This is a genomic window from Halobellus sp. LT62 (assembly GCF_037031285.1).
Lineage (GTDB): Archaea > Halobacteriota > Halobacteria > Halobacteriales > Haloferacaceae > Haloquadratum > Haloquadratum salinisoli.
Window position 1 is genome coordinate 175,486 of sequence record NZ_JAYEZO010000001.1, and the last position, 22,000, is coordinate 197,485.

The window sequence follows — 22,000 nt, forward strand, 5'->3', positions numbered from 1 at the left end:
CATCTCTCCACAGCGGATCGCTCCAGCTGTTCTCCGAACCCTGTCGCACAGTTTCCACACCCGATGAACATATAGTGATCAGCGGAGACACTGGTGATATGCACGTGGGTATTATCGGCGGCGCGAGTACGATCGGGTCGACGCTGGCGTACAGCCTCGTTTGCGACGATCCGAGCAACTCCGTCACGCTGTTCGAGAAGGCGTTGGACGCTGCATCCGGTCACACCATCGACCTGCGGCACGCCAACTACCACGCTTCCGAGGCCCCGCGGTCCGACGGGGACGCGCGAGACGAGGTGGGGACTGTCACGTACGCGCCGACGGACGAGATCGACGAGTACGACCTCGACGCCATCGTTATCACTGCGCGCGTCCCGCCGAGTGCCGACAACGAGGAACGCGGCGCACGCGGTGCGCGGACGCGGGAACTGGACGCTAATGTTCCACTCATCGACGCCATCGCCGACGACCTCCGCGCGATCGATCCGGTCCCGATGATCGTCGTCACCAACCCCGTCGACCGGATCGTCTACCGGCTTTGGACGCAACTCGGCTGGTCGCGCTCGAAAGTGATGGGGTTCTCGCTGGCCGAGACCGCCCGCGTCGCCGACGCGATCGCACGGCGACACGACGTCCATCCGACCGGCGTGTCGTGTCCGACGATGGGCGAGCACGGCGAGTACGTCGTCCCGGTCTTCTCTCGGGCGTCGGTCTACGGCGAACCGGTCTCGTTTTCGAAAACGGAGCGAGCGGAGATCGTCTCCGAGGTTCTGGAGGTCCCGTTCGAGATCGCCGAAAAGCGCGGACTGGCAGACTCCTCGCGGTGGGTGAGCGCCGCTGGCTTACTCCGGGTACTTCGAACCCTCTCGTCGCCGGAGCGCACCGACCCGCTCTGTCTGTCCGTCGTGCTCGATGGCGAGTACGGATTCGACGACGGCTGTCTGAGCGTTCCGGTGACGCTGACGGCGGACGGCGTCGATCGGCGGATCGAGTGGAACCTCTCGATGGACGAAACCGAACGGCTACAAACGGCGTACGATGCGATCTGGAACGATATCCAGCAGTTCGACTGACACTGTGATATCGTTTCGGTCGGACTGACTTCGTTGGGATCGGTGTGGAGAAAACCTCGGAAACGGTCTTCTAACCTCGCCTTTCGGCGGTTGCACGGCTGCAACTGCTCCTCTGAGAACGACCGCTCGCCGCAGAGCGAACTCCTATATACGATTATCAAAAATAGCGGGGCAAGATGGACGACGCTGCAGCGGACAGTGCGGGGACGCGCGAAGTAACGGCCGCCGAAGTGATGCTCCGGTCACTCCGCGAGTACGACGTCGAGTACGTGTTCGGGAACTTCGGAACCGACCATCCGCCGCTCTTGGAGGCGGCGGCGCGGCTCCGCGAGGAGGACCCGGACGCCATCCCGGAGTTCGTGCTCTGTCCCCACGAGTCGGGGGCGTTGAGCGCGGCCTCGGGCTATGCGGCGGTGACCGGTCGCCCGCAGGCGGTGTTCGTCCACGTCGACGTCGGGACGCAGAACCTCGGCGCGATGGTGCACAACGTCCACCGCGGCGACGTCCCCGTCTTCATTTTCGCGGGGCTCGCGCCGATCACCCACGGCGACGAACCGGGAGCCCGTTCCAGCGGCATCCAGTACATTCAGGATGTCTACGATCAAGAGGCGATCCTCGAACAGTACTGCCGGTGGACCGGCGAGTACCGGCCGCCGGCCGACCCCGACGAGTTCGTCGCCCGCGCGCTGACGCTCGCGTCGACGCCGCGACAGGGCCCTAGCTATCTCACCGCCACCCGCGAGGCGCTCGAAACGCCCGTCGACGCGACGCCGGGATCGCGCTCGGTCACGAGCGCTCGACCCGTCGCTGCCGACGAGGAGACGATCGACCGGCTCGCGTCGGTGGTTCGCGAGGCCGACGCGCCGCTCGTCGTGACCAGTAAGCTCGGAGCCAACCGGGTCGACGAATCGGTCGAGCAGCTCGTCAACTTCGCGGAGGCCGCGGGCGCGGGTGTCGTCGAGCAGCGCCCCACTGCGCTGAACTTCCCGCGGACGCACGACCTCCACGTCGGCTTCGCGCCGCGCGACGCGATGGACGCGGCGGACCTCGTCGTGATCGCCGACGCCGACGTTCCGTGGGAACCGGACGCGGAGCCGCCGGTCGACGCCGACGTCCCGATCGTTCACGTCGACATCGACCCCGAGAAGCGGCACTACCCACTGTGGGACTTCGAGATCGATCTCCCGGTCCGCGCCGATCCCGGGGCGACGCTCGGGGCGGTCGCCGACCGGCTCGAACCGGCGGGAGACACGGGCGAGGTCGGCGGCGACGGAACCGACGACGCCCACGCCCGCGCGGAGACGTGGCGCACCCGCCACGACGAGCGACTGACCGAACGCGCGGCGGCGCTGGAGGAGGCGTACGACAGCGACACGCTGACGCCCGCCGTGTTGACGGACGCGATCGACGGGATCCTCGACGAGTCGACGATCGTCCTCAACGAGACGACGACGAACAAGCGCACGGTGTTGGAGCATCTGGACCTCGAACGCCCGGGAAGTTACCGCTCGCCGTACGGGTCCGGGTTGGGCTGGGCTCCCGGCGCGGCGACCGGCGTCAAGATGGCCGCGCCGGACCACACCGTCATCACGCTCGTCGGCGACGGTTCCTACGTCTTCTCGAATCCGACCGCCTCGGCGTGGATGGCGGCCGCCCACGACGCGCCGTCGCTGACGGTCGTGTACAACAACTCGCGGTGGAACGCCGTCCGGACGTCGACGCTCGATCAACACCCCGACGGCAGCGCCGCGGCCGCGGACGTCCCCGAGAGCAAGTTCGATCCGGCGCTGGATCTCTCGCACGCCGCGCACGTCGCGGACGCGCACACCGCAGTCGTCGATTCGGTCGCCTCGCTCGAAACCGACCTGCAGGACGCGCTCGCTGCCGTCGAAGGCGGCACGCCGGCCGTCTTGGACGTCCGCGTCGAGCAGTAATCTAAAAAAAACGTGTGAATCGCGGGCGCGGTCGACCGCGCCGTTCCGGACTTACGCCTCGTAGCCCTGATTCTTCAGCGCCTCTTCGAGCGCCGACAGGACGAATTCGATGTTCTTCCGTTGGGCCGAGTAGCCCATACAGCCGATCCGGAGGATCTCCCCGTCCAGATCGCCGAGTCCGCTGGCGATTTCGAGGTTGTGCTCCTCCTGTAGCTCGGCGAGCAGCTTCCCGTCGTCGACGCTGTCGGGGATGCGCACCGCGTTCAGCGAGGGCAGCCAGAACTCGTCGTCGGAGTTCATCTCGAGGCCCAGCTCTTCGAGCCCGGCCTTCAGCTCGCCCGCGACCTCGCGGTGTCGCTCCCAGCGGTTTTCGAGGCCTTCCTCGGCCACTAGCTGGAGCGCCTCGCGGAGCGCGTAGACGTTCGTGATCGGCGCAGTGTGGTGATACGACCGGTCCTCGCCCCAGTATCCCTCCAAGAGCGAGAGGTCGAGATACCAAGATCGAACCTCGGTGTCGCGGCCGAGCACCTTCTCCATCGCCCGGTCGTTGAGCGTGAGCGGGCTCGCGCCCGGCGGGCAGGAGAGGCACTTCTGACCGCCCGAGTACGCGACGTCGATGTCCCACTCGTCGACGCGCAGTTCGACGCCGCCGAGCGAGGTCACGCAGTCGGCGACGACGTAGGCGTCGTGTTCGTGCGCGATGCTCGTGAGCTCTGCGACCTGCGGTTGGAGCACGCCCGTACTCGTCTCGGCGTGGACGAACCCGAACACGTCGGGGTCGTGACGGTCAAACGCGCTCGCGACGTCGTCGGGATCGAGCGGTTCGCCCCACGGCGCGTCGACGTGGACGACCTCGCCGCCCGCGCGCCGCGCCATCGACTCCATTCGGCCGCCGAAGTAGCCGTTCGTCGGGACGAGCACGGTGTCGCCGGGTTCGACGAGGTTCCCGAACGCCGTCTCCATCGACGCCGAGCCGGTGCCGCTGACCGGGATCGTCCAGCGGTTCTCCGTCTGGAACGTGTATCGGAGCAGGTCTTGGACCTCGTTCATAATCTCGATGAACGCGGGGTCGAGATGGCCGATAAGCGGTGCACTCATAATTCGGAGCACTCGCGGGTGGACCTCACTCGGCCCCGGTCCCATCAACGTTCGTTCCGGCGGATTAAGCGGGTCGGTGTCTGGTGCGTCCAGCATATGATGCCATACGTAACACGGCCCAAATAAAAACATATGCATCCGTCCGATTCTGACGCCGTCCCGCGGGCGAGGAGACACCCGGTCGCGGCGGAGTTACGAAAGAGTATTACAGCGCGGCGAAGACGCTCTCACACATGGCCGAGATCTCACACCTTCTGGCGGTCGGGCTGGCGATCGGTGCGGCGGTCTCCTCGGCCACGTCGAACCTGAGCGTGCGGAAGGGAACGGACGACGGCGAGACCGTGGACGCGATCTTCGTCGTCGCGATCGTCAACGTGCTCGTCTTACTCCCGGTCGTCGCGGTGCGATACTACCCCGACTACGAGCTGACGTGGCTCTCGTTGGTCTCGTTTGCGATTGCCGGGGTCCTCGGCACGCTGATCGGCCGCGCGCTGAACTTCGTCAGCATCGACAAGATCGGCGCGAGCCGCACCGCACCGATCGTGGCCTCGTGGGCGCTCATCTCGACCGTCCTCGGCGTCGTCTTCCTCGACGAGACGCTCACGGCCGTCCACGGCGTCGGCGTCCTCCTCGTCGTCGTCGGCGTCGCCGTCATCGCGTGGAAGACGAGCAACTACAACCCCGATAACCTCCCCCGGCGCGAGCTCCTCATCGGCATTCTGATCCCGTTCGGGGCCGCGGTCGCCGTCGGCTGGGAGCCGATCTTCGCGAACGTCGGCTTCGACGAGGGGACGCCGCCGATGGTCGGGCTCGCGGTGAAGTCGCTCGCCGCCGCGCTCGGCTTCGCGCTGTATCTCTGGTGGGACGACGACCTCCCGGACCGGTCGGTCTTCCGCGGGACCAGCGCCCGCTGGTTCGTCTTCGCGGGGCTCACGAACACGCTGTTCCTCCTCGGCTACTACGTCGCGCTGTCGATCGCCCCGGTGAACATCGTCAGCCCGATCGTCGTGACGAACACGCTGTTCGTCGTCGTGCTCGCGGCGCTGTTTATGCCGAAACGACTCGAACGCGTCTCGTGGCAACTGTTCGCCGCCGCCGGGGTCGTGGTGACCGGCGTGCTACTCATCACCGCTGTCGGGTGAACGAACGCCTCGGAGGGAGCCAGCATCGCAGGCGAATCGGTGTCCTCGGAGGGGGTCGGCGAATACGGTCGCCGTCTCGTCATTGATTGGTGTCTCACGTCACAACCCCCAACTTTACGTCGTCGGATCGCAACCGCTGACGTATGTCACAAAAGACCATCTCTGGATCCGATGGGATCACTTCGCCTCCGTCGCCCCGAGATGAAGTCCCGGAGTATCGAGAGTTGGCCGCGGCCCTCCGTGCGGGCGTCGAGGGCGCGGTCCGCTTCGACGAGTACGCCCAGATCCTCTATGCCACGGACGGAAGTATCTACCAAGCCCGCCCGGCCGGCGTCGTCGAACCGAAAGGCGTCGACGACGTCCGCGCCGCGGTTTCGATCGCCGCCGACCACGACGTCCCGGTCATCGCCCGTGGGACCGGCTCTTCGCTCGGCGGACAGGCCGTCGGCCCCGGTTGTCTCGTTCTCGACGTCTCGACGCACATGGACGATATCGTCGAAATCGATCCCGACGAACAGCGCGCGGTCGTCCAGCCCGGCGTCGTGCAGGATCACTTGGACCGACGGCTGGCCGAAGACGGCCTGAAGTTCGCGCCCGATCCGGCGTCCTCGAACCGCGCGACGATCGGCGGCGGCATCGGGAACAACTCGACCGGCGCGCACTCGGTCAGATACGGCATCACCGACGCGTACACCGAGCGGTTGAAAGTGGTGCTCGCCGACGGCAGCCTCATCGAGACGAGAGAGATCGTGCTCGACGGCCCCGAGTGGGAGGAACTCGTCGAATCGGACACGCGCGAGGCCGAACTGCACCGCACCGTTCGTCAGATGGTCGAGGAGAACGCCGAAGAGATCGACGCGCGCTACCCCGATCTGAAGCGGAACGTCTCGGGGTACAACCTCAACAAGGCGATCTACGAGAACGACGCCGGCGACGACGTCATCAACCTCTCGAAGCTGTTCGTCGGCGCGGAGTCGACCCTCGGCGTCGTCGTCGAGGCCGAACTATCGCTCGTCACGAAACCCGAGGAGACCGCCTTAGCGCTGTACTGCTTCGACGACCTGATCGCCGCGCTCGAAGCCGTTCCCCGGGCGCTCGAACACGACGTGAGCGCGGTGGAGTTGATGGATTCGGAGGTGTTCCGACTGGCCCGCGAGTCCGAGCAGTACGCCCGCTACGAGGAGCCGATTCCGGAGGGCACCGCCGCGAGCCTGATGGTCGAGTTCGACTCGGAACTCGTCGACGGTTTCGAGGGTGCGATCGCCGAGGTGAACGCGCGGTTCGTCGACGACGGCGACGCCTTCGATGTGATCGAAGCGTACACCGACGAGGCGCAGGCGGACCTCTGGAAACTCCGTAAGGCGGCGATCCCCCTACTGATGAGCCTCGAAGGCGACCCGAAGCCGTACCCGTTCATCGAGGACGCCACGGTCCCGCCCGAGGAACTGGCCGAGTACACGCAGAAGTTCATGGACATCCTCGATGAGCACGGGACGTCGGCGGCGTACTTCGCGCACGCGGGCAGCGGCACGCTGCACATCCGCCCGATCCTCTCGTTGAAAGAAGATCAGGGCGTCCAGACGATGCGCTCGATCACCGACGACGTCACCGACATCGTCGTCGAGCACCACGGCGCGTTCTCCGGCGAGCACGGCGACGGGCTCGCCCGAACCGAGTTCAACCCGAAGATGTACGGTCAGCAGCTCTGGACGGCGTTTCAAGAGCTCAAAACGGCGTTCGACCCCGACTGGCGGATGAATCCGGGGAAGGTCGTCTACCGCGAGGACGATCCGACCGATATGCGCGAGCACCTGCGCTACGGAGCGTCCTACTCCTCGATCGAACCGCAGACGAAACTCGATTTCTCGGCGGAAGGCGGGTTCTCCCACCTCGTCGAACTGTGTAACGGTTGCGGGACGTGTCGCCAGCAGGAAACCGACGTGATGTGTCCGACGTACCGCGCGACCGACGACGAGTTGGCGACGACGCGCGGGCGGGCGAACATGCTCCGCGCGGCGATCAGCGGCGAGATTTCCGAGGAGCGGCTGACCGATTCCGACTTCCAAGAAGACGTGTTAGACCTCTGCGTCGGCTGTAAAGGGTGTAAATCGGACTGTCCGACCGGCGTCGATCTGGCGAAGCTCAAGACCGAGCTCAAACATCAGTACCACGAGGAGAAGGGCGCGAGCCTGCGATCGAAACTGTTCGGCAATATCGACGCCGCCTCGAAGTGGGGCTCCCGACTCGCCCCACTGTCGAACTGGGCGACGTCGCTTCCGGGCTCCGGCGTCGTGATGGAGCGGGTCTTCGGCATCGCCCCCGACCGATCGCTGCCGCCGTTCGCCGACGAATCGCTCGTCGAGTGGTTCCAGCGCCGCGAGCCGAGCATCTCGGAAGCTGCGGCTGACAGGAAGGTCGTGCTGTTCCCGGACACGTACACGAACTACAGCTACCCCGAACCCGGAAAGGCGGCGGTTCGGGTGCTCGAAGCCGCCGGTGTTCACGTCCGTATTCCGTCAGATCTCGGACCCAGCGGGCGGGCGGCCTACTCTGTCGGGCTGTTAGATCACGCGGCCGACCGGGCCCGGCGAAACGTCGACGCCTTCACGAGGTATCTCGACGACGGTTGGGAGATCGTCGCGGTCGAACCGAGCGACGCCGTGGTCTTCCAAGACGAGTACACCACGCTCCTCAGCGACTCCGACGCCGAGCGTGTATCGCGGCACGCCTACGGCATCTGCGAGTACCTCGACGTCCACCGACTCGTCGAGGACCTGCCGGTCCAGACCGATCCCATCTCCGAGTCGCTCGCGTACCACGGCCACTGCCATCAGCACGCGGCCGGAAAGGACCACCACGCGGTCGGCGTGCTCAGGCGGGCCGGCTACGAGGTCGACCCGCTCGATTCGGGCTGCTGTGGGATGGCCGGAAGCTTCGGATACGAGGCCGAACACTACGAGGTGTCGAAGTCGATCGCGGAGCTGCTGTTCGATAAAATCCGAGCGAGCGAGGCGACGCAGGTGGTCGCCCCCGGCGGCTCTTGTCGCAGTCAAATCGGCGACGGGCCGCTCGTCGACGAGCATCCGCCGCACCCGATCGAACTCGTCGCACAGGCGCTCGGCCGGTAATCCGTCGATTCTACGATTCCGATTTCATATGGTAAAACGGAATTTGACTCAGTCAGCTCTCCACCGAGATATCGTTATGCGATTGCAGACAATATGACAACTGTACATATGTTATGCTATCGCCTGTGGGTGACGACACCGACGATTCCGAACTTCGACGGAGGGGACGGCTCAGGAGTACGTGTGCCGTAACTCGATGAGATTCGCGGTGTTTCTGATCTCATCGACGTACCTCTGTTGCTCCTCCTCAGTCGCGAGTTGGCTCTTCGGGACTGAGATACTGATCGCGCCCTGTACGACGTTTTCGTCCGTGAGAATCGGTGCTGCGACGCAGCGCAGTCCGCGCCAGTTCTCCTCGTCGTCGAAGGCGTAGCCCTGCGTCGCGATTCTTCCGAGTTCCTCGGAGAGTTCGTCCTCGTCAGTGATCGAGTTCTCGGTCGTCGCGGGAAGCCCTCGATCAGCGACAATCTCCGCGACGCGAGACTGCGGGAGGTGAGCGAGTATCGCCTTCCCGAGCCCCGAATTGTGCAGCGTGAGCTGACTGCCGACGTGCGTATCGATCTCGACGGCTTCGTCGCCCTTCGCACGATAGAGCACGACACCCAGTCCCCGCTCGTGGGTCGCGAGCGTGACCAGCGTCCCCGTCTCTTCGGCGAGCTGATCGAGTTTTGGTTTCGCCGCGTCGTACAGGTCGACCTCGTTCCGGAGGACGCCCCCGATGTGGAGGAACTGCAGACTCAACCGGTACCGATCGCCGTCTTTGATCACGTACTCGTGCTCGCGAAGCGTCGAGAGGTGGTTGTGGACCGTGCTCTTGTTCAACTCCAGTTCGTCGGCCACCTCTCGCAGATGAGCGGATCGACGCCGCTTGAGAACGTCGATGATCGCGACCGTTTTTTCGAGGGATTTGATCGGATGATTCGCAGGCGCGGCCATACCCACCCTACCACGTGACCCTACATCAATGTTTACTATTGGATAATGCGTTCCCTGCGCTGGTATCACCTCGCCCGCATTCGATCCTCAACTGTCGTTTGGCCGGTCGTGTACGCTCGCGGTGTGATGTTCTTCAGCTAGTGATCTCCTGAAACGCAATCTGTTTTGTATTAGATAATACCACAACCGAAAGCTGAGTCCGACGTTATCAGAGACCCAACCGCTCGGAAAAACTCGCTTATGTGGGGTAAATCCGGTAAACAGAGCGTCTGCACGCGGTTTCGATTGATCCGATTCTTTCGGCTTTATCGGAGTATATCGGATGGCTCTGCGTCAGAAGTTCCAGTCTTTTCTGCTACCTGAACCTAAACTCACACACTCAGTGAGTGACGGCTACACCGTGGTTTTCGGGCGTGTTGAGGTCGCTCGGGTGATATCGGTCGAACGACGCTGCGCCAAACCGCCCGTCCCAACGGAAAGATTATTAGTGTTCGACCTCACCGCTGAGGCAGTATGAAACTCGGACGATTCGTCGTTGACACGCACGTTCATGGTCAGCGACACGCTGTCAGATTCAGTCAGAGCGACGAAGACGCGGAGTACTCTCGCCTCGGCGAGTTGATGCACACCGCGACGCCGGCCGACGAGGCCGACGAGGACGACGCGGTCATCGTCTACGACAACTCCGACCGACTCGTCTACGACATGGACTCCTACGGCGTCGATATGTCGCTTCTGCTCCCCGCCTTCGGGATGACGAACGAGATAAACAAACAGATCATCGACAAGCATCCCGACAAGTTCGTCGCGTGCGCGTACCCCGTCCAGACGAAGAAGGCCGCGATGCGCGGCGAGGAAGAATGGACGACCGAACGGGCCGTCGAAGAGCTCGATGAGGTGCTCTCGTGGGACGGGATGGTCGGTATTGGTGAATTCATGCCGTCGGACCCGCTGGTCGAAGAGCGGATGACGTGGCGAGAGCGGAAAAAGGAGATCCGCCAATACTTCGATGTCGCCGCCAAGCACGACGTGCCGATTCGTTGGCACCCCGGCGCTGCGTCCGGCTATCAGGCCGGTGGCCTCCGCGAACAGGACAAACTCCCGGACTGGCGCGACCCGCTCAACGCGACGGACATCATCCACGAGTATCCCGACGTCGACCTCGTGTTCGAGCACGGCGGCATCCAAGGTCACTGGCGGTACAACGTCGAGCGCGCGTGTATGGTCGCGGCACAGCACGACAACGTCTACCTCGAAGTCGGCCTGTGGTGGGACGACATCCTCAACCGCCCGATGAACGACCCCGACATCGGTCCCGACCAGCTGATGTGGGGCACCGACTGGGGCGCGTCCATGGTCGCGAAGGGGAACAACTCCGACAGCCCGATGGACTACCCGTCGATGCGCTGGGAGCAGTTCAGCGCTGACGGCGTCCCCGCTCACCAGCCGGATTACTGGGGCACGTCGCTGCGGATGCTGAACAAGTACGCGATGGATCACAACATCCCACAGGACGAACTCAACAAGATTCTCGGCGGCAACTTCTGTGACATCTACGACATCGAGCCGCCGCACAATCGCCTCTTCCCAGAGTTCATCGACAAGTAGCGAACGATGCAACGCATTCACAATCAACTGCCGGCGCTGAAAGACCTCTCGGCGCACAACGCGGCCAAGAGCGGCGACTCGATCGCGTTCGAGGACGCCACCGAATCGGTCACGTGGGCGGAGTTCGAAGAGCGCAGTCGCAAGGCGGCGAACGTCTTCAGCGAGTACGTGAGCAAGGGCGATCGGATCGCGCTGTTCTCGAAACCCTCTGTCGAACACGCGACGCTGTTCAACGGCGCGCTCAAGGCCGGTGCGGTGACGACGAATCTCCACAAGCGCATCGCCCCCGGCTCCTTCAGGGAGTGTCTCGACCGCACGAAACCGACGATCGCCGTCATCGATTCGGAACTTTCGGAGTCGTTCGCGGAGATGGTCGATCAAGAGCAGCTAGACCGACTCACCGCGGTCTTCAGCACCGGCGATCCGCAGCAGGAGTTCGAGACGGGCCTTTCGGAGAAGCTCGCCGCCGCTGAACCCGAAGCACCCGACGTGCTCGTCGAGGAGGACGACATCGTGACCATCGCGTGGACCTCCGGCAGCACCGGCCACCCCAAGGGCTGGTGTCACACGAACCGGACGATGTTCCTCAAAGGTATGGAACTCGGCACGCGGTCGGGCTTTTCCCGCTCCGACAAGCAGTTAGTCGTCAATCGGCCCTCCTTTCTGATCTGGACGAGCTTTCTCACCCGGTCGCTGCTCGGTTGCGAGAGCACCTACTATATGCGCGAGTGGGACCCCGAGCGGTGGCTGGAGGTCGTCGACGAACACGACATCACGCGGGCGGTGCTCGTCCCGACGATGTGGAAGGAGATCCTCGAAAGCGGTCCCGAGGAGTACGATCTTGACTCGCTGCGCTCGATCAACTCGACCGGCGAGAAGCTGAGCCCCGACACGCTGAGCGAACTCCGCGACCGGATCTGCGAGAACATCAATCAGTCCTACGGGTCGACGGAGATCCACTCGACGGTCCTCTACAACAACGAGTTGACCGAAGAGCGCATCGAGAGCGTCGGCAAACCGCAGTCGGGCACGCAGGTTCGAATCCTCGACCCCGACGGCACGATCGAGGACACGCTGCCACCCAACGAGAGCGGCGAGATCGCCGTCAAGAGCTACCAGGCTCCCGCGTGGATGTGGGAGGACGAGCGCGGCGAGGCCGCGTTCGAGGACGGCTGGTGGCGCTCCGGAGACAAGGGCTCCCTCGACGAGGAGGGTTTCCTCTACATCGAGGGCCGCATCGATTTCCAGATCAAATCGAAGGGCGTGAAGGTCACGCCCGAACCGATCGAGGAGGCCCTCGAACGGCATCCCGATGTCACCAACGCTGCGGTTGTCGGCGTCGACGACGAGGAGTACGGCCAGAAGGTGACCGCGATCGTCGAGGGGAGCGCAGAAGTAACCGAGGAGGCGCTCGACGCGTGGATTCGAGAGAGCGACTCGGTCGCCAGCCACGAACGCCCCCGCGAGTACTACTTCGTGAAGGCGATCGACCGCACCCCGAGCGGAAAGCTCGATCGACAGGGAACGAAAGCGCGTCTCGATCTCGACTGAGCTACGCACTTCCATTCCAAAATTAACACTCGCCTTTCTAAATCCTCTACTTTTTATATATATCTAAAGCACTATAAAGACGAATTAAGAAGAAAATTGGAATAGCCAATCGAGAGTATTTGACCGTATCTTACTGTCTCAATAGAATACAGATTTTTAAATACCAGATAAAATACTATAATTGGAAAATTAACTGTTCTATTCTCAATCAAGTCTGTGAGATAAAATAACACTGGTGTGGGAACTGAATCAGCACGTGGCTGTCACCTTCCTCCTCTAGATTGTAACGAGTGTACAGGTGTTATTTGGATGTACTGGATCTTTTGTCCCCCCCAATGCACCGGTTGTGGATCACTACCAAATCCCCTATCCGAACGCGTCGTTTGGAGTCGCCGAAGCGAAGGTCCGATGTATGTAACTAACGTCCGTGATTCACAAGATCTAGTCTTTATTCGATCGTGGACTCCGAGGTTGTTTTGCTCTCCCATACAATGCGTTCACCTCTACCAGTTTCGTCTGGAAATTCGATTGTAGAGTACTACGAGTACTCAGTCCGGATGTGGATGACGTCGGCGCTCTGTATCACCAGTTCTGGCAGTTCCTCGCGGAATCGATCGCCCCGGAGATGGGTCGTCGGACCAGATAAGCTAATGGCCCCGAGGACGGTGTCGTCTTCGTCGAGAATCGGTGCCCCAACAGCTCTCAGCCCTCTGAGCCGTTCTTCGTCGTTGACTGCGAAACCCCGCTCTCTGATTTGATTGAGCGTATCGATGAACGCTTCTCGATCGGTAATCGTTCGATCGGTTCGTTCGGGAAGCCCGTGTTCGTTGAGTATCTCTCTCACTCTGTCGCGGTCGGTAAACGCGAGTATTGCCTTCCCGGCCGAGGTGCAGTGGAGTTCGGCTTGGCGTCCTGCGCGTGTGCTGACGCCTTGGCGACCCTTCATCCGATAAATGTAGTATCCGGATGTGTTCTCCAGCACCATTATTTGCGCTTTCTCGTTCGTTTTCTCGGCGAGTTCGTCGACGATCGGAATCGCCGGTTCGTAGATCGGGATCCTGCTCCGCACTCGTTCACCGGTGTCGAAGAATTCGAGGCTGAGCCGAAAGGCTCCGTCGTCGTCCATCACAACGTACTCGTGCTTCCGCAGCGTCTGAAGATGTGTCCGTGCGGTACTTTTCGACACTTCCAGTTCCCGGGAGACGCGGGAGAGAGTCGCCCCACCGAGCGTCTTCAACACACGGATGATCTCGAGAGAGGTCTCCGTTGTCTGGACCGTCGGGATCTCGTCCATACACGCCTTTGTGTGCGGGTCTAGTATAAATATATCTTATTCCGTAACGTAGAGTCGAACGGTGTGTCTACCTCCGCGGAACGACTGCTGACGAAGCGGATTTCTCTCGGAACGAATGAATTAACATCCTCTGTGTCGTTCGATCAGTCGTGTTAGAACGACGGACCGCCGAGAGGGTACGTACGCTGTACGACGAGTACGAACCTCTCGTGCTCATTTCGATCCTCTGGTTTCTCGTGCAGTTCCTCCGATTTGCGTTTCCCCCGCTTTTCGGGACGTTCCAAACGGAGTACGACGTCTCGAACACCGAGACGGGACTGCTCTTCACGTCGTTGATGATGGCGTACGCGGTTATGCAGTTTCCTGCCGGATTGATCTCCGATCGCATCGGCCGTTCTCGGAGTATCGCGCTGGGGGCGGTGCTGTTCGGTGGCGTCGGTGTCGCGATTCTACTCGCGCAGAGCTTCGTACTGCTCTTCGGACTCGCGGTTCTGATGGGCGCGACGACCGCCGGCCACAAGACGATCTCGATCAATATGGTCTCGAATCGGTATCCGGACCGGACGGGTTGGTGTCTTGGCATCCTCGACACTGTCGGGCAGTTCGGCGGCGTCGTCGCCCCGCTCGCTGCGGTGGCGTTTTTGTCATCGATCGGATGGCAGTGGACGTTCGCGGTCGGAGGATTGTTTTGTCTGCTCTTGGCGGGGATTAGCGAAACGCGGGTCCGAACGATCCCCGTTTCGTCTCGAACGCGTGAAGACGAAAGCGAGGACGAGGCTGAAAACGTCCGTCGGCGCTATCTTACGCTTCTCTCGGACTGGCGACTCCTCGTGTTCATCGTTGTGACGATGGCGTTTACGTTCGCTTGGAACGGCGTTTCGGCGTTCTTGCCGCTGTATCTCACCGCGCAAAAGGGGATCTCGACACAGCTGTCGAGCGTGCTGTACAGCGCGTTCTTTGTGGTCAGTCTGAGTCAGTTGATCACGGGGAAAGTTAGCGATTCGATCGGACAGCTGTGGGTCGGATTTGGGACCTTCACTGGGATGGTCGCCACCGTCGCCGGCCTCTTGTTCGCCGAGGGAGTCCTCGTCGTCAGCGCGCTCACACTGCTGTTGGGAACGACGTTCCACAGCTTCCGCCCGGTCCGCGATTCGTATCTGATGACGCTGATACCCAACGACATCGGCGGCGGGAGCCTCGGCATCATCCGGACGGGGATGATCGTCGTCGGAGCTACTTCACCAGCCGTCGTGGGATTCGTCGCCGACGCCTCCGGTTTCAGAGCCGCGTTTGGGGTGGTGTTCGTCGCCGTGTCTCTCGGTGGTCTACTGACGGGGACGCTGGCGGTGCTTGGACGGTAGGTCGCCTGAAAAAATGAGTGAAGACAGACGGTTTAGCCGAGGTAGCTAGTGAGAACGTCGAGCTCTGTCCCTTCGAGGTCGAGAATCGACTCTTCGAGCACTTCGGCGTCCGATCGACTGAGCCGCGACTCGGCGCACTCGAAGAATTTGCTCCGCAGTCGGTCCTCGCTCACGGGGTTGTTCGGGCTCCCGGGCGCGTACCGTACCTCGTTGTAGTACTCCTCGGAATCGGTCCGAACGCGGACGATCGCCCCGTATCCGGCGAAGTCGTCGCCGAAGAGATCCTCCTCGAACGCGCGAGAGACTTTCGAGATGGCGTCGCGCGTCGCCTCTTGGGTCACGTACTCGTCGGTGAACTCGTGAATACCGGCGTCGCTCTCGCGCAAGATGGCGGCGAGGCAGAATTCGATCGAGAATTTTGCTTGCAGGGCGTCGTCCGGTTCGGCGTGGATCAGCATCTCCGAGGCGGCGTCTTCGAGTGTGACGACGACCTCCTCGACGTCGTCGGGCGTGAGGCCGTGGTCCTTCACCAACGTCCGCATCGCGTCCATCGCCGCGTGTGTGATGACGCCAGATGGGTACGGCTTGTATCCGATGTCGCGGACGGCCCACTCCTCGCCGAGGCCCTCGGTGATCTCTTCGGGATCGTACGCCCCGTCGATGGTCATCACTTGGCTGTACCCGATGTCGCCTTCGAGAATTTCGGTATCCGCGGTGAACCCGTCGCGAGCGAGCAACGCGGATCGAACGCCCATCTGTGCGGCGTGACCGGCGTGCAGCGGTTTCGTCATCGTCCCGAAGTTCTTTTTCAATGAGGAGGACGCGGAGCCGACGATACCCAGCGCGTGGTGGATCTCCGACTGCGGGAGATCGAACACTGACGCCGCGGCCGCCGTCGCACCGAACGATCCGGCCGTCCCAGTACTGTGCCAGCCGTTCTGGTAGTGTTCGGGATAGGTGCTCTGCCCGATGCGGTACGCCGCTTCGCAGCCGACGACGTAGCCGACGAGGAGGTCCTCGGTCGATCCGTCGACCTCCTCTGTCGCCGCGAGGGAGGCGGCGAAGATCGGCGAGGTCGGGTGGATGACGATCGACTCGAACGTGTCGTCGTAGTCGATCGCGTGCCCGAACGCGCCGTTGGCGAGCGCTGCAGAAGGTGCCGAACGCGATCCCCGTTGGAAGACCGTTGCCGGTCCGTCGCCGCCGTACGTGGAGGTGTACGCCGAGATCTTGTCGCCGACTTCGTGGTGGGATCCGTACAGTGCCACGCCGACGTAGTCGCGGATCGCTTCCTTCGCGTGGGACACTGCTTCGGATGGAATATCGTCGTACGTAGTGGATGCTACAAACTCAGCTAGCTCTGCCGTTTCTGGCATAGCCGGTAGTTGCTATCTTCTCATTTATTAGCTTTTCGCACGACACGGCATAGACTGGCAAAGAATTTTATACGACGTTTTCCATCGTCTGCGTGATGGATCTGGAACTGACCGATCGCACTGCGATCGTCGCTGCGTCCAGTAAGGGTATCGGCTACGCCACGGCGGAACGGCTCCTCGAAGAGGGTGCGAACGTCACGATCTGTTCGCGATCGGTCGACAGCGTCGAGGAAGCGGCGGAGACTCTCCGTGAAACCGTCGGAATCGCCGAAGAACGGGTGCTACCAGCCGTTTGCGACATCACAAACCGAGCTCAGATCGAGCAGTTAGTGAACGACACCGTCGACACGTTCGGCGGCGTCGACGTCCACGTGAACAACCACGGCGGGCCGCCGGCGGTGACATTCGAGGAGGCAACCGAGGAGCAGTGGGACAAGAGCTACCGAAGCGTCATCAGTAGCACGCGTTGGCTGACAGAGGCGGTGTTACCACATCTCGAGGTGAGCGACCTCGGATCACTGATCACCGTCACCAGTGCGTCGGCCCGGGAACCACCGCGCGGTCACGCCATCTCGAACGTGTTCAGACTTGGCCTCTACGGGTTGGCGAAAACCATATCACGTGAGTACGCCCCCGACGTCAGATCGAACGCGATCACGCCCCGGTTCATTATGACCGACCGGATCGAGTACAAAGTCCAACGGCGGGCCGAGCAGCGAGACCTCTCACGAGAGGAGGCGCTTCAGTCGCGAGTTGAAGAGGTCTCGATGGATCGACCCGGCGAGCCGTCTGAGTTCGCCGACGCCGTTGCGTTCCTCGCCTCGCCACGATCGAGTTATATCACGGGCGAGGTACTGAGCGTCGATGGGGGGTGGAGCCGACACGTGTTGTGACAGCAACAGTCACAAACCACCCACATATTTTTATAACATAAACTGTACTACCGAACTGCAATGGAAGTCACCGATATCGAAACTGCAGTTCTAGGCAGTGCCGTCGACGCCGCCTCTCTCCCGGCACAGGTCGGCGCGCGGGAACTGGACATCAGTTCGGTCGTCGTGAAAGTCCACACAGACGAAGGGATTACCGGACTCGGAGAATCGTTCTACCGATCCGAAGAGAACAACCGGTTCTTGGCACAGTCCATCGAGGCGATGGGTCGCCACGTCGTCGGCAAAGACCCGCGGAACGTCAAAGACATCTGGCACGAACTGTACCTCCACGTGAAGCGTGCGGGAGCGTACGGCGCACTCAGTGCGATCGACGAGGCACTCTGGGACATCGTCGGAAAGAAGGCCGGACTTCCGGTCTACGAACTGCTCGGCGGACAGACCGGGACGGTCAACGCGTACGCGACCTTCCCCGTCGACAAGGAGGCCGACGAACTGGTCGACTACGCGAACTGGCTCAACGACAAGGGATTCGAGGCGATGAAGATCGGCGCGGGCTTCGGCGTCGAGGAGGACCGACACCGGATTCGAACGATCACCGAAGGGAGCCCGGAGGGGTTCGGACTCGCGATCGACGCGAACACCTCCTACAACTACACGGACGCTCGTGCAGTCGCCGAAACTGCGGGCGAACACGAAGTCGAGTGGTTCGAAGAGCCGATCGCCCACACCGACATCCAAGGGCAGGCTCAGCTCAACGAGGCGGTCGACGTCCCGATTTCGGGATATCAAACGCACACGCCGCACTACCCGGCGCTGGATCACCTCCAAGCGAACGCGCTCGACATCTACCAGCCGTCAGTCGACTACGTGGGCGGTATCACCGGGGCGATGCGCGTTGCAAGCCTCGTCGAAGCGTTCAACAAGGAGATGGTCCCCCACGCCCTCGGACCGGCGATCAATTACGCCGCCAGTCTCCACGTTGCCGCGGCCAGCCGTCAGTGCTCGCTCATCGAGTTCGCCGTCTTGGACGACGACATTGACGATCCCGGTACCTACATCGCCGGGCAGTACGTCGAGAACCAAGAGGCGGTCTACGTCCAAGACGGCGGTCGGATCGATCCGCCGTCCGAGCCCGGTCTCGGCGTCACGATCGACGAGACCGCCTTCGAGGAGTACCGAGTCGATTAATTCTGCGACCGCTGGATACCTGAGGGCCGATCTTTTTTCGCGGCGACATCCCGATTCACAGGCACCCACGTCGCCGCAGTCCTGTGACTACTGCCAATTGACACGAAAGATTTATGTGGTATGTACAAACATTGTCTATCAGCCCCAAAGGAGAATGCGTACCGTACTCACACGTAGTGCTCCTGGGGAGAAAGTCAACCTATGACCAACGACAGATTACCAACTCGACGCGACTACCTGAAGTGGACGTCTGCTGCAGGGCTTGCAGGACTCGCAGGCTGTTCCTCAGGTGGCGATGGGAGCGGTGATGGTGACAGTTCCGGTGATAGCTCCGGAGACAGTTCGAGCGACGGCTCCGGTGACAGTTCGGGTGACAGCTCAGGGAGCGGGAGCGACTACCCGTCTCAGCGGATGACGATTGTCGCGTGGGCGAGCCGAGGCGGCGGCAGCGACACGATCGTTCGACAGGGGTACGTACGGTCGATCCGCGAGAACGACCTCCTCCCGGTCGACGTCCGAGCCATCAACCAGACCGGCGGCGGTGGCGAAGCGGGAATGCGCTACACTCTCGATCAGGATCCCAACGGATACACGGTGCTCAACGTGACGACGAACCTCGTCGTGACGCCGCTTTCCCGTGACATTGGAATCTCGTATGAGGACTTCACGCCGATCGCACGGATGGGTGTCGAGCCGATCCTCCTCGTCGTCCGCGGCGACGACGACCGGTTCAACGACGTTCAGGAGTTCCGCGACTACGCCGCTGAGAACCGCGTCTCGATCGCGTCCTTCGACGTCGGAACGCAGGACCACACGGCCGCGTTCCTCCTGAGCCAGCGGACGGATATGAACGCGGAGATCGTTCCGTTCTCCGGCGGTGGCGAGCAGGTCTCCGCACTCCTCGCGGGCGACGTCGACGCCGCAGTGACCGCACCGAGCGAAGTCAGCGATATGCGCGAATCCGGAGAGGTGCAATACATCCTGCACTTCTCCGGGCAAGAGCTCGAACTCTACCCGGACGTCCCGTACGTCAGTGAGGCGTTCGACACCGAGATCGTCGTCGAGCAGTTCCGTGGCACCGTCGTCCACGGTGACACGCCCGACGAGCGCGTCGAATACCTCCGGGATCTCTACGAGGAGATCTACAACACCGAGGAGTTCGAGGAGTACGCGGACAGCAACAACGTCAACCCCGCGTTCCTCCGCGGCGAGGAATTCTACGACTACGTCGAGGGAGTCAACCAACGGTTCACCGAGGTGTTCCAAGAAAACAACCTCGGTGTCTACTCGGATAGCTGATGGAGCTAGACGCGAACACGTTCCGGGATCGGCTCGACAGGACACTCCGCCTGCGCAAGAGCACAGGCGAGATCGCGATAGTGATACTGCTCGGCGTCCTCGGCTTGTTCGCTGCCATCTACAGTCAACTGAACCTCCCGCTGGAGAACCCGTTCGGTGCCGGGGTCGGTCCCCGTCTCTTTCCGCAGGTGGCCGGTGTAACGATGGTAGCGATGAGTGTCTACTTACTCGTACTCAGGCTCTGGAGACGGCGAAAGGGAACGATAGACGACGAAGTCGTAGAGATGAACGTGCGGGACGGGCTGCGCGTCTTCGTGTTTATCGTGCTGTGCGCCGGATATATGTGGGTATTCGAGGCCGTCGGATTCGGCGTTTCGACCGTTGCGCTCCTGTTCTTGCTGTTCGTCACGAACGGGTTTCGACGCTACATCCTCGCCGCAGTCCTCGCTATCGCGTTCACCTTCGGGATCTATCTCATCTTCACTACGGCGTTAGGACTGCCGCTTCCGTCGCCGATCCTCCGCGACGTAACCACTGGGATCTTGTGAGTACTTATGATTAGCCAAACCACATTACAAGTCGGAGCGATGTTCGAGATCTTCACCGATCCCTATCTGATCGGGATCACCATCGCGTCGGTGATCATCGGCGTCTCCGCCGGGATGATTCCCGGACTCAACGCCTCGGTCACAGTCGCGATCTTGCTGCCGGTCGCCTTCGGGATGGATCCGATCCCGGCGATGATCTTCTTCTTCGGCATCTACGCCGGAGCGCAGTACGGGGGATCTGTCGCCGCAATTCTGATCAACACTCCCGGGACGACGGCTGCGGCCGCGACGACGTTCGACGGCTACCCGATGTCGAAAAACGGGGAATCTGGTCGCGCGTTGGGAATCGCTGCACTCGCGTCCGGCATCGGTGGGCTGTTCAGTGTCATCGTGCTCATCACGATCGGGCCGCCGTTCGCCGAGTTCGCGCTCAACTTCGGTCCCGCAGAGATCGCCGCCATCTCTATCTTCGGACTGAGCCTCGTCTCGGCTGTCTCCGGTGACAGCCTCGCGAAGGGGCTCGTCGGGACTGCTCTGGGGATCTTCATTGCGACGATCGGTCGCGATCCGGTCTCCGGGTACAGCCGGTTCACGCTCGATACGCTCCTGCTGACGGACGGGATCGACTTCATCGCCGCACTCATCGGCTTGTTTGCGGTTTCGGAGGTGCTTCTCAACGTGGAAACGATCCACGAGTCCGTCAAGGGATTCGGCCAGCGCGTCGACTCGACGTTCCCATCGCTGTCGGACATCCGCGAGTCCGCCCGTGTCATCGTGAGCGGGATGTTCGTGGGATCGTTCATCGGGACGCTCCCCGGTTCGGGATCGACGCTCGGTTCGTTCATCCACTACGGGATCGCACAGCGTATCGCACACCGTGGCAAGGAGTTCGGATCTGGTGTGATCGAAGGTGTTGCGGCCTCCGAATCGGCAAACAACGCCGCGACCGGCGGGGCGATGATCCCGCTTCTCACGCTGGGCATCCCCGGGAGCGGGACCACCGCGGTAATGCTGGGCGCGCTAAATATCCTCAACATCAGCCCGGGTCCGGAACTGTTCACCGAGCAGTCGGAACTCCTCTGGATGTGGTTCGGCGGCTTCATCCTCGCGAATATCTTCTTCGTCGTGGTCGCATTCTTGCTTCTTCCGGTGTTCGTCCGAGTCTTGGAGACGCCCAGAGCGATCCTGTTCTCGGTGATCGCTGTCCTGACTATCGTCGGGACGTTCGCGCTCGAGAACACGCTCCGGCAGGCGTGGTTGATGTTTTCGATGGGGGTTCTGGGCTACGTTCTGAAGAAGTTCGACTTCCCCGTCGGACCGATCGTTCTCGCGATCGTCCTCGCCCCCATCATCGAACTGGGAATCCGGCGCGCGCTGTCGATCAGCGGCGGGGCGGTCGGTCCGGTCGTCACGAAGCCGATCGTCGCGATCCTGCTGGTCTTGTCGGTGATCACGTTCTTCTCGCCGTACTTCAGGGAGATCGTGGGCGGCCTCTCCCGAATTGGTGGGAGCCGATCGTAGCTCTCCGTCTTCTCTTGCGGCGCTTCTTTGCTATTGAACCGAAGAGCAGT

At 62.1% G+C, this 22,000-nt stretch carries 16 protein-coding genes; 12 read left to right on the forward strand and 4 right to left on the reverse strand.

Going from position 1 to position 22,000, the window contains the following annotated elements:
* Nucleotides 1-98 precede the first annotated feature (98 nt).
* Nucleotides 99-1,073 (forward strand): malate dehydrogenase, encoded by a 975-nt coding sequence (locus U5919_RS00805; RefSeq protein ID WP_336021632.1) that lies wholly within the window; start codon nucleotides 99-101, stop codon nucleotides 1,071-1,073.
* 176 nt (nucleotides 1,074-1,249) lie between these two features.
* The gene (locus U5919_RS00810; RefSeq protein WP_336021633.1) at nucleotides 1,250-3,007 is read left to right on the forward strand and encodes a thiamine pyrophosphate-requiring protein; all 1,758 of its coding nucleotides are present in this window, start codon (nucleotides 1,250-1,252) and stop codon (nucleotides 3,005-3,007) included.
* Between the two features lie 51 nt (nucleotides 3,008-3,058).
* On the opposite strand, the gene U5919_RS00815 is transcribed toward U5919_RS00810, so the two are convergent.
* The gene (locus tag U5919_RS00815) at nucleotides 3,059-4,201 is read right to left on the reverse strand and encodes a pyridoxal-phosphate-dependent aminotransferase family protein (protein ID WP_336021634.1); all 1,143 of its coding nucleotides are present in this window, start codon (nucleotides 4,199-4,201) and stop codon (nucleotides 3,059-3,061) included.
* 137 nt (nucleotides 4,202-4,338) lie between these two features.
* On the opposite strand from U5919_RS00815, the gene U5919_RS00820 reads away from it, so the two are divergent.
* Both U5919_RS00820 and U5919_RS00825 read left to right on the forward strand, forming a co-directional pair.
* Entirely contained in the window at nucleotides 4,339-5,247 is a 909-nt protein-coding gene (locus U5919_RS00820) for a DMT family transporter (RefSeq protein ID WP_336021635.1), read from the forward strand.
* Between the two features lie 143 nt (nucleotides 5,248-5,390).
* The gene (locus tag U5919_RS00825; RefSeq protein WP_336021636.1) at nucleotides 5,391-8,375 is read left to right on the forward strand and encodes an FAD-binding and (Fe-S)-binding domain-containing protein; all 2,985 of its coding nucleotides are present in this window, start codon (nucleotides 5,391-5,393) and stop codon (nucleotides 8,373-8,375) included.
* Between the two features lie 171 nt (nucleotides 8,376-8,546).
* Here the strand turns inward: U5919_RS00825 and U5919_RS00830 are convergent, their stop codons facing one another.
* Entirely contained in the window at nucleotides 8,547-9,311 is a 765-nt protein-coding gene (locus U5919_RS00830; protein WP_336021637.1) for an IclR family transcriptional regulator, read from the reverse strand.
* Nucleotides 9,312-9,824: 513 nt separating this feature from the next.
* On the opposite strand from U5919_RS00830, the gene U5919_RS00835 reads away from it, so the two are divergent.
* Both U5919_RS00835 and U5919_RS00840 read left to right on the forward strand, forming a co-directional pair.
* Nucleotides 9,825-10,919, forward strand: coding sequence for an amidohydrolase family protein (locus U5919_RS00835; RefSeq protein ID WP_336021638.1), 1,095 nt, complete (start codon nucleotides 9,825-9,827; stop codon nucleotides 10,917-10,919).
* Nucleotides 10,920-10,925: 6 nt separating this feature from the next.
* On the forward strand, nucleotides 10,926-12,470 hold the full coding sequence (locus U5919_RS00840) for a class I adenylate-forming enzyme family protein (protein ID WP_336021639.1): 1,545 nt from the start codon (nucleotides 10,926-10,928) through the stop codon (nucleotides 12,468-12,470).
* A 538-nt stretch (nucleotides 12,471-13,008) separates the two neighbouring features.
* Here U5919_RS00840 and U5919_RS00845 read toward each other — a convergent pair.
* Nucleotides 13,009-13,764 carry an IclR family transcriptional regulator gene (locus tag U5919_RS00845; protein WP_336021640.1) on the reverse strand — a complete coding sequence of 252 codons (756 nt, stop codon included), beginning with the start codon at nucleotides 13,762-13,764 and terminating at the stop codon, nucleotides 13,009-13,011.
* A gap of 149 nt (nucleotides 13,765-13,913) precedes the next feature.
* On the opposite strand from U5919_RS00845, the gene U5919_RS00850 reads away from it, so the two are divergent.
* A complete protein-coding gene (locus tag U5919_RS00850) occupies nucleotides 13,914-15,125 on the forward strand; it encodes an MFS transporter (protein ID WP_336021641.1) in 1,212 nt (403 codons plus the stop codon).
* A gap of 32 nt (nucleotides 15,126-15,157) precedes the next feature.
* Here the strand turns inward: U5919_RS00850 and U5919_RS00855 are convergent, their stop codons facing one another.
* On the reverse strand, nucleotides 15,158-16,501 hold the full coding sequence (locus U5919_RS00855; protein WP_336021642.1) for an MmgE/PrpD family protein: 1,344 nt from the start codon (nucleotides 16,499-16,501) through the stop codon (nucleotides 15,158-15,160).
* Between the two features lie 95 nt (nucleotides 16,502-16,596).
* Here U5919_RS00855 and U5919_RS00860 point away from each other — a divergent pair, with 95 nt between their 5' ends.
* The 5 genes from U5919_RS00860 (at nucleotide 16,597) to U5919_RS00880 (ending at nucleotide 21,950) form a co-directional block, all read left to right on the forward strand.
* Nucleotides 16,597-17,394, forward strand: coding sequence for an SDR family oxidoreductase (locus U5919_RS00860; RefSeq protein WP_336021643.1), 798 nt, complete (start codon nucleotides 16,597-16,599; stop codon nucleotides 17,392-17,394).
* A 60-nt stretch (nucleotides 17,395-17,454) separates the two neighbouring features.
* Nucleotides 17,455-18,582, forward strand: a complete 1,128-nt coding sequence (locus U5919_RS00865; RefSeq protein WP_336021644.1) for a mandelate racemase/muconate lactonizing enzyme family protein — start codon at nucleotides 17,455-17,457, stop codon at nucleotides 18,580-18,582.
* Between the two features lie 201 nt (nucleotides 18,583-18,783).
* Nucleotides 18,784-19,881, forward strand: a complete 1,098-nt coding sequence (locus U5919_RS00870; protein ID WP_336021645.1) for a tripartite tricarboxylate transporter substrate binding protein — start codon at nucleotides 18,784-18,786, stop codon at nucleotides 19,879-19,881.
* Nucleotides 19,881-20,429 (forward strand): tripartite tricarboxylate transporter TctB family protein, encoded by a 549-nt coding sequence (locus U5919_RS00875; RefSeq protein ID WP_336021646.1) that lies wholly within the window; start codon nucleotides 19,881-19,883, stop codon nucleotides 20,427-20,429. The genes U5919_RS00870 and U5919_RS00875 overlap by 1 nt, the downstream gene beginning before the upstream one ends.
* Before the next feature lie 39 nt (nucleotides 20,430-20,468).
* Nucleotides 20,469-21,950, forward strand: a complete 1,482-nt coding sequence (locus U5919_RS00880; protein ID WP_336021647.1) for a tripartite tricarboxylate transporter permease — start codon at nucleotides 20,469-20,471, stop codon at nucleotides 21,948-21,950.
* Nucleotides 21,951-22,000 lie beyond the last annotated feature (50 nt).

Excerpts from the sequence above, each read along its gene's own strand:
- U5919_RS00805 (WP_336021632.1), top strand. The coding sequence starts at position 99 with ATGCACGTGGGTATTATCGGCGGCGCGAGTACGATCGGGTCGACGCTG.
- U5919_RS00855 (WP_336021642.1), bottom strand. The coding sequence starts at position 16,501 with ATGCCAGAAACGGCAGAGCTAGCTGAGTTTGTAGCATCCACTACGTAC.
- U5919_RS00830 (WP_336021637.1), bottom strand. The coding sequence starts at position 9,311 with ATGGCCGCGCCTGCGAATCATCCGATCAAATCCCTCGAAAAAACGGTC.
- U5919_RS00825 (WP_336021636.1), top strand. The coding sequence starts at position 5,391 with ATGTCACAAAAGACCATCTCTGGATCCGATGGGATCACTTCGCCTCCG.
- U5919_RS00875 (WP_336021646.1), top strand. The coding sequence starts at position 19,881 with ATGGAGCTAGACGCGAACACGTTCCGGGATCGGCTCGACAGGACACTC.
- U5919_RS00835 (WP_336021638.1), top strand. The coding sequence starts at position 9,825 with ATGAAACTCGGACGATTCGTCGTTGACACGCACGTTCATGGTCAGCGA.
- U5919_RS00845 (WP_336021640.1), bottom strand. The coding sequence starts at position 13,764 with ATGGACGAGATCCCGACGGTCCAGACAACGGAGACCTCTCTCGAGATC.
- U5919_RS00840 (WP_336021639.1), top strand. The coding sequence starts at position 10,926 with ATGCAACGCATTCACAATCAACTGCCGGCGCTGAAAGACCTCTCGGCG.
- U5919_RS00870 (WP_336021645.1), top strand. The coding sequence starts at position 18,784 with ATGACCAACGACAGATTACCAACTCGACGCGACTACCTGAAGTGGACG.
- U5919_RS00865 (WP_336021644.1), top strand. The coding sequence starts at position 17,455 with ATGGAAGTCACCGATATCGAAACTGCAGTTCTAGGCAGTGCCGTCGAC.
- U5919_RS00810 (WP_336021633.1), top strand. The coding sequence starts at position 1,250 with ATGGACGACGCTGCAGCGGACAGTGCGGGGACGCGCGAAGTAACGGCC.
- U5919_RS00880 (WP_336021647.1), top strand. The coding sequence starts at position 20,469 with ATGTTCGAGATCTTCACCGATCCCTATCTGATCGGGATCACCATCGCG.
- U5919_RS00815 (WP_336021634.1), bottom strand. The coding sequence starts at position 4,201 with ATGCTGGACGCACCAGACACCGACCCGCTTAATCCGCCGGAACGAACG.
- U5919_RS00860 (WP_336021643.1), top strand. The coding sequence starts at position 16,597 with ATGGATCTGGAACTGACCGATCGCACTGCGATCGTCGCTGCGTCCAGT.
- U5919_RS00820 (WP_336021635.1), top strand. The coding sequence starts at position 4,339 with ATGGCCGAGATCTCACACCTTCTGGCGGTCGGGCTGGCGATCGGTGCG.